Origin of the sequence: Nostocoides australiense Ben110 (assembly GCF_001050535.1) — a bacterium.
Classification (GTDB): domain Bacteria; phylum Actinomycetota; class Actinomycetes; order Actinomycetales; family Dermatophilaceae; genus Nostocoides_A; species Nostocoides_A australiense.
The window spans coordinates 1,865,553-1,872,029 of record NZ_HG764815.1; the positions used below are offsets into that span (position 1 = coordinate 1,865,553).

A 6,477-nucleotide genomic window follows, 5' to 3' on the forward strand; every position below is an offset into this window, starting at 1 on the left:
CGGTGGTCACCGCTGTGTCGGTGACGAGGGCGAGCGCGACGAGTTGGCCCCATTCGGGGTCCGGTATGCCGACCGCCACCGCCGCGCGCAGGTGCGGGTATGCCGCCAGGGCCGCCTCTTCGACCACGCGCGGGTGCACCTTCATACCGCCGGTCGTGATGACGTCGTCGATCCGCCCGTGCACGCGCAACTCCCCGTCGGCGGTGAGTTCGCCGAGGTCGTCGGTGGCGAACCAGCGCACGTCGCCGCGGCGGGTGAACGCCTCGGCGGGCCGGCCGAGGTAGCCGTGGGCGATCGTCGCGCCGCCGAGGTGGATGCGCCCGCTCTCGTCGACGGCGACCTCGACGCCGGGGAGCGGGCGGCCGTCATACACGCAGCCGCCCGCGCTCTCGCTCATCCCATAGGTCGCGACGAGCCGGACGCCCGTCGCGCCCGTCTGCTCCCGCAGTGCCAGAGGCACGGCGGCGCCGCCGACGAGAACCGCGGAAAAGCGTTGCAGCGCAGCCGTTCCCACCTTGTCGGCCAGCAGACGAGTCACCTGGGTCGGCACCAGCGAGGTGTATGCCGTGCCCTCACCCAGCCGCTGCGTCGCCTGCGCGAAGGCTGCCGGGGTGAAGCCCCGCGTGCGGTCCATGACCACCGGCGTCGTGCCGGCGACGAGCGAGCGGATCAGCACTTGCAGGCCGGCGATGTGGTGCGGCGGAATGGCCAGCACCCACTGGCCGGGGCCGTCGAGCACCGCATACGTCGCGTTTGCGCTCGCGAGGAGTCCGGCGGCGCCGTGCAGGGCGAGCTTCGGCTCGCCCGTCGACCCGGAGGTGCCGACGACGAGGGCGAGGTCCGCGGGCAGGTCGGCCGCATCGTGCGCGGGCAGGGGGAGGGGAGTGCCGGCATACGGGTGCAGGGGGGCATCCCCCTCGAGCGCCCGGCGCAGGCGCGGGAGCAGCGCCGGCGGATCGCTCGCGTCGACGAGCTCGATCACTCGGCGTGCACGTCGCCCTTGAGAAAGGCGGCGACGCGCTCCTTGGGGCGGCCGATGATGGCGACGCCGTCGCGGATGAGGATCGGCCGCTGCAGCAGCTTGGGGTGGGCCAGCAGGGTCGCGATGACTGATTCGGCGTCGTCGACGTGCTCGACGTCCAGGCCGAGCTCCAGGAAGTGCGGGTCGCGGCGCACGAGATCCTCGACCGGGTCCTGCAGGATCGCGACGAGGTGGCGCAGTTCCTGCTCGGTGAGGGGCTCCTTGAGGTAGTCGCGGATCGCGACATCGGATCCGAGGGCGTCGGCCTTCTCGAGCGCGGCCCGCGAGGTCGAGCAGCGCGGGTTGTGCAGGATCGTCGTCTCGCTCACGTCCTCACCCTATGCCGCCCCGCCGCCTCCCCCGCCCGGCTTGCGATCACTACGCTCGCTCTGGACGCGACGCGGCCGCCCGCTGCAGGCCTCGGCCAGGCGCTCCAACTGGCTGCGCAGGCTGGCGGCCTCGGCCGGCGTGAAGGCCTGCTCCAGAAGCGCAGACTCCACGCGGCGGATCTCGCCCTTGGCCTGCCGGAACACGGCGGCGCCTGCCGCAGTCAGGGACACCGTGCGCTGCCGCTTGTCTTCGGCCGGCGTGCGGGAGACCAGGTCGCGTTCTCGCAGGGCGTCGAGGTGCCGGCCGAGACGGTGTCGGATCGCGCCGAACCCGTTGGGAGAGCTCGCTTTGCGAGATTGCGTCGGCGCTGGCCAGCTCGGTCATGATGGCGTATTCCCACATCGACAGGCCGGCCGCGTCGAGGATCGGGGCCTCCAGTTCGCCGAGGCGGGGAAAGACCCGAGCGAGGCGGGCCGCCAGATCGGCCTCCCCGACGGCGGCCCGAACGGCCTCGAACTCTGGGAGCGCCTGATGACGGCACAGCAGGCACATACCGCGGCACTTGGTGGCGCAACCGACCATCGCTTGCCCGGCGCCGGGGTCGCGGATCCGACGGGCCCCGATCACCCTTCATACGGTGAACGCCTGGCCGCGCGGTTCCGGGAGAGCGCCCGCGCGCTGGAGCGAGCGTTCGCTGCCCGAGATCACCCTGAGGCGCAGGACCTCGACAACCGGCAGACGGCGGATGCCAGAGGTCCGGTGGCGACTGGCCGAACTGCTGGGCATGGCCGACGTGGGCGAAGAGTTCGATCCGTGATCTGTGATGGGCTGGGCCCATGTCCACCCCGCCGCCGGTGCAGATGCTGTGGGAGCGCGTCGACCCCGAAGCCACCCTCCTCGACCGCTTCGGACACGACGACTTCGAGGCAGTCGCCCGGTGGGTCGAGGGCGTTCTCGACGTGCATTACGGCATCGCAACCTCGCCGGTGTCGTTGCGATCTCTGATCGGCGCCTGGATCGAGCAGGCACCCCTGGCCGCTCCCGCAGCAGCTGTGGCGCTCCTGCGGCGGCTCGTCGAGGCCGCTCCCGATGACGCCGGCCCACGCCACCTCGTGCACGGCGATCACCGCGCGGCCAACATCCTGGTCCGAGACGGCCGTCCTCGACTTCGAGGAGGCCCGCATCGATCACCCCATCGCCGAACTGGCGCGGTCGACCGTCTTGCTCGGCACCCGGTTCCACGATTGGGGTCCGGTGGGGCCGCCGACCAGAGAGGCGTTCCGGGCTGGGTATGAGGCGGTGCGGCCACTCACGGCCGCCGAGTCGGCCTGGTGGCGGCCGCTGATCCTGTGGTGGTCGCTCCTCTTCGTCCCCGAGGGCGAGGATCCCACCGGCTGGCGAGCCGCCGTCCTGGCGCAGATCGACGATCGTTGAGCGATGTCGCGTGCGCCGCCCGGCCCCGCGAGGGACACAATCCGCATATGGACGTGCGGTGGATGTGGATCTTCGTCGACGCGCTCGCGCCCGCGGGACCCGCGTGGGACTTCTGGCAGGCGGCGACGCGCAGCGCTCGGTCGGCGACGCGTGGTGACCATGACGAATTCGCGACTCTCACTCCGGCGCAGGGGGATCCGTGGGTCAAGGTGCAGGAGGTCCGCAGCGGGGGCGGGATTCATCTCGACCTCGACGTCCCCGATCCGCTGGCTGCCGCCGAGGACGTGGTCGCTGCGGGAGCCGGCGAGGTCTTCAGGTATGCCGATGGCGGGTGCGTCATCCTGCGTTCGCCCGGGGGATTCGTCTTCTGCCTGACCCGGTGGGACGGTGCCGCCGCGCAGGCCCGGGCGGGGGAGCCCGATCTGCTCGACCAGCTCTGCCTGGACATTCCCGCCGCCTCGTATGAGGTGGAGTGCGCCTTCTGGGGTCGATTCCTGGGTGCCGACCCGGTGCGCGGCTCCCTACCGGAGTTCCGCGCGGTCCCTCGCGTCTCCCACCTGCCGGTCCGGATCCTGTTGCAGCGCAAGGACTCCGGTGATGGCCCGGTCACGGGCCACGTCGATTTCGCCTGCGCCGACCGACAGGCGACCCGGCGGGCGCACGAAGGCGTGGGTGCGGCATACCGCGGCTCTGGTCCGCACTGGACCGTCATGCGGGCACCCGGCGGGCAGACCTACTGCCTCACCGACCGCGACCCCGAGACCGGCACGCTGCGTGCCTGAGAAGCGACACGCGCTGGCATGATCGGGGCGTGCCCGCCGTCGACTTCGCGACCCACCTGATCGACGCCGTCGTCGGCATGGGTGTGCGGGAGGTCGTGCTGTGCCCCGGCTCGCGGTCCGCGCCGCTGGCGTATGCCGCCTATGCCGCCGAGCAAGCCGGCCGGCTGCGGCTGCACGTGCGGGTCGACGAGCGGTCCGCCGCCTTCCTGGCCCTCGGGCTCGCCAAGACGAGCCGGGTCCCGGCGGCCGTCATCACGACCTCCGGGACCGCGGTCGCCAACCTGCACCCGGCCGTCCTCGAGGCCCATCACGGCAAGGTGCCCCTGATCGTGCTATCAGCGGATCGCCTTGCGGCACTTCGCGGTTCGGGCGCGAACCAGACCACGATCCAGCCGGGCATCTTCCCCGGAGCCGTCCGCCTCGAGGCCGACCTGGATGAGACAGCGGCACCATGGGATGTCGCGGGGGAGGCGTGGCGTGCCGCCACCGGTGCGGCCGGCGATCCCGGACCCGTGCACCTGAATATCTGCCTCAGCGAGCCGCTGGTGCCGGCGCAGTGGCCGATGCCGCCGGCCGAACCCTCCGCGGACGCGCCGCCACAAGATGGCGAAAACACTTGCCCGACAACGGATCTCACCCTTGGCGGGGATCGCACGCTGGTCATCCTCGGGGATCTCGTAGACCCGCGCATCCGGCCCGCCGTCGTCGACTGGGCCGCCCGACACAGCCTGCCCGTCATCGCCGAGCCCTTCGGCGAGCACGGTCCGGAGCCGGGAGTCATCCCGCACGGACCACTCCTGCTGACAGACCAGCGTTTCCTGGATTCCTTTGCGCCGCAACGAGTTCTGGTGGCCGGTCGACTGACTCTCTCACGCCCGGTGACTGCGCTGCTGCGGCGTCCAGGACTGCGGGTCGAGGCCTTGGCGGACACCAGCGCACACGCTGATCCCGTGGGCGTGGTCAACGCCGGCCACGAGCTGTATGCGGTCCTGGCCGCCGGCCTGCGCGCCGGCACGAGCGCCGGTCAGAGCGCGTGGGCCGACGCCTGGCGAGACTCCGGCGTCGCCATCGCCGAAGCGGTCGCCGCCGACCCGCCGCCGTGGCCCAGTGGACTTGCGGTCGCCGCCACGCTCGTGGCCACCCTCCCCGAGCGAGCGATCCTCTTCACCGGACCCTCGAACCCGGTGCGGGACATCGACTTCGGCGTCGCCCAGGCGCCCGCGGGCAGCACCATCGTCGCCTCCCGCGGACTGGCCGGCATCGACGGCTGCGTCTCCACGGCCGTCGGCATCGCCCTCTGCGCACCCGGCCGGCCGGCATACGCCCTCCTCGGTGACCTGACCTTCCTGCACGACAGCAACGGCCTGCTGATCGGCCCCGACGAGCCGCGGCCCGACCTGACCATCGTGGTCGTCAACGACGCCGGCGGCGGCATCTTCGGCCTCCTCGAGCCCGGCCGCCCGCCGCTGCGCGAACCCTTCGAACGGATCTTCGGCACCGCCACGGGCACCGATCTGGGCACGCTCGCCCGAGCCCACGGCATACCCCACGCTCTCGTGGCCGGCCCCGAAGAGCTCACTGCTGCGATCGCCGAGCCGCCGCACGGCATCCGGATCGTCGAGGTACGGGTCGAGCGCGACTCACACGCGGCCGCCCACGCCCACCTGCGCGAGGTGGCGGCCGCCGCGCTACGCGACGTCAGGCCGGCTTGACCGCGTGGTGCACGGCGACGATGCCGCCGGACAGGTTGCGCCAGCGCAACTCGCCCCAGCCCGCGTCGGCGATCACCTGCGCCATCTCCCGCTGCGCCGGCCACGCCCGAATCGACTCTGCCAGATAGACATACGAGTCCGGATTCGACGACACCCGGCGGGCGACCGGTGGCAGCGCGCGCATCAGATACTCGGTGTAGACGGTCCGAAAGGCCCCATTGGTCGGCGCTGAGAACTCGCACAGCACGAACCGCCCACCCGGCTTGGTCACGCGCGCGAACTCCCGCAGCGCCGCACTCGGGTCCGAGACGTTCCGCAACCCGAACGACATCGTCACCGCATCGAACGACCCATCCGCGAAGGGCAGGTGCAGAGCATCCGCGGCGGTGAAGGCGAGGTCGGCGCGCCGCCGCTTGCCCACCTGCAGCATCCCCAGCGAGAAGTCCGCGGGCACCACGTGGACGCCCCTATCGGCATACGGCTCCGAGCTCGTGCCGGTCCCGGCCGCGATGTCCAGGACCGCCTCACCGGGTGCCGCCGCGACCGCCTCCACGACCACCTTCCGCCAGCGCCGGTCCTGCCCGAGGCTGAGGACGTCATTGGTGAGGTCGTATTTCGCGGCGACGTCGTCGAACATCGCGGCGACCTCGGCGGGATCCTTCTCCAGACTGGCGCGGCTCACCAGCCCATCATCCCTTACGCGTCACGTCGTCGACCTGGCGAGGCCCCCTCCCAGTCCGGCCACGACGCATAGACCCGATGCGGCGCGTGTCTCACGTGCGCGCTTGGATCCGGCGGCGGCCCGCGTCGTACGCTTCCCTGCGATGTCCACCCTGCCCGCCACCGAGCCCGCGCGCCTGGTCGCCCGCACGATCGCCGTCCCCGACGAGACGGCCGCCGAGTTGCTCACCCTCATCCCCGCGCAGGTCCCTGCCGAGCACATCTGCTCCTGGGTGCGCCGCGGCGAGGGTCTGGTCGGCTGGGGCCGCGCTCTTGACTTCGAGACACAAGGGGCCGATCGCTTCGCCCAGGCCGCGCGGTGGTGGCGCGCCCTGTGCGCCGACGCGGTCATCCGCGACGAGGTCGCTGCCCCCGGCACCGGCCCGATCGCCTTCGGCTCGATGGCGTATGCCGCGCACTCGCCCCAGCGCTCGCGCCTGGTCGTCCCGGAGGTCGTGGTCGGACGCCGGGCCGGCCG

8 protein-coding genes and 1 pseudogene are annotated in these 6,477 nt (G+C 72.2%); 5 read left to right on the plus strand and 4 right to left on the minus strand.

Going from position 1 to position 6,477, the window contains the following annotated elements:
* From BN11_RS08975 to BN11_RS08985, 3 genes are all read right to left on the minus strand, one after another.
* Positions 1-982: AMP-binding protein (locus tag BN11_RS08975; protein ID WP_053084046.1), on the minus strand; the 982-nt coding region annotated here is incomplete at its 3' end.
* Positions 979-1,350, minus strand: a complete 372-nt coding sequence (locus BN11_RS08980; protein WP_048696785.1) for an ArsC/Spx/MgsR family protein — start codon at positions 1,348-1,350, stop codon at positions 979-981. The genes BN11_RS08975 and BN11_RS08980, both read right to left, overlap by 4 nt.
* Before the next feature lie 9 nt (positions 1,351-1,359).
* Entirely contained in the window at positions 1,360-1,554 is a 195-nt protein-coding gene (locus BN11_RS08985) for a hypothetical protein (RefSeq protein WP_157044053.1), read from the minus strand.
* A gap of 434 nt (positions 1,555-1,988) precedes the next feature.
* Between BN11_RS08985 and BN11_RS22565 the strand changes: the two genes are divergently transcribed.
* The 4 genes from BN11_RS22565 (at position 1,989) to menD (ending at position 5,279) form a co-directional block, all read left to right on the plus strand.
* A complete protein-coding gene (locus tag BN11_RS22565) occupies positions 1,989-2,168 on the plus strand; it encodes a hypothetical protein (protein WP_157044054.1) in 180 nt (59 codons plus the stop codon).
* Between the two features lie 272 nt (positions 2,169-2,440).
* Positions 2,441-2,785, plus strand: coding sequence for a protein kinase family protein (locus BN11_RS24670; RefSeq protein WP_048696791.1), 345 nt, complete (start codon positions 2,441-2,443; stop codon positions 2,783-2,785).
* A 47-nt stretch (positions 2,786-2,832) separates the two neighbouring features.
* Positions 2,833-3,567 (plus strand): VOC family protein, encoded by a 735-nt coding sequence (locus tag BN11_RS08995; RefSeq protein WP_048696794.1) that lies wholly within the window; start codon positions 2,833-2,835, stop codon positions 3,565-3,567.
* A 29-nt stretch (positions 3,568-3,596) separates the two neighbouring features.
* Positions 3,597-5,279, plus strand: a complete 1,683-nt coding sequence (gene menD / locus BN11_RS09000; protein ID WP_048696796.1) for a 2-succinyl-5-enolpyruvyl-6-hydroxy-3-cyclohexene-1-carboxylic-acid synthase — start codon at positions 3,597-3,599, stop codon at positions 5,277-5,279.
* On the opposite strand, the gene BN11_RS09005 is transcribed toward menD, so the two are convergent.
* Positions 5,266-5,961 carry a demethylmenaquinone methyltransferase gene (locus BN11_RS09005; RefSeq protein WP_048696797.1) on the minus strand — a complete coding sequence of 232 codons (696 nt, stop codon included), beginning with the start codon at positions 5,959-5,961 and terminating at the stop codon, positions 5,266-5,268. The two genes, menD and BN11_RS09005, sit on opposite strands and share 14 nt — an antisense overlap.
* Positions 5,962-6,103: 142 nt before the next feature.
* On the opposite strand from BN11_RS09005, the pseudogene BN11_RS23600 reads away from it, so the two are divergent.
* Positions 6,104-6,477: pseudogene (locus BN11_RS23600) on the plus strand (isochorismate synthase); the annotation flags it as partial.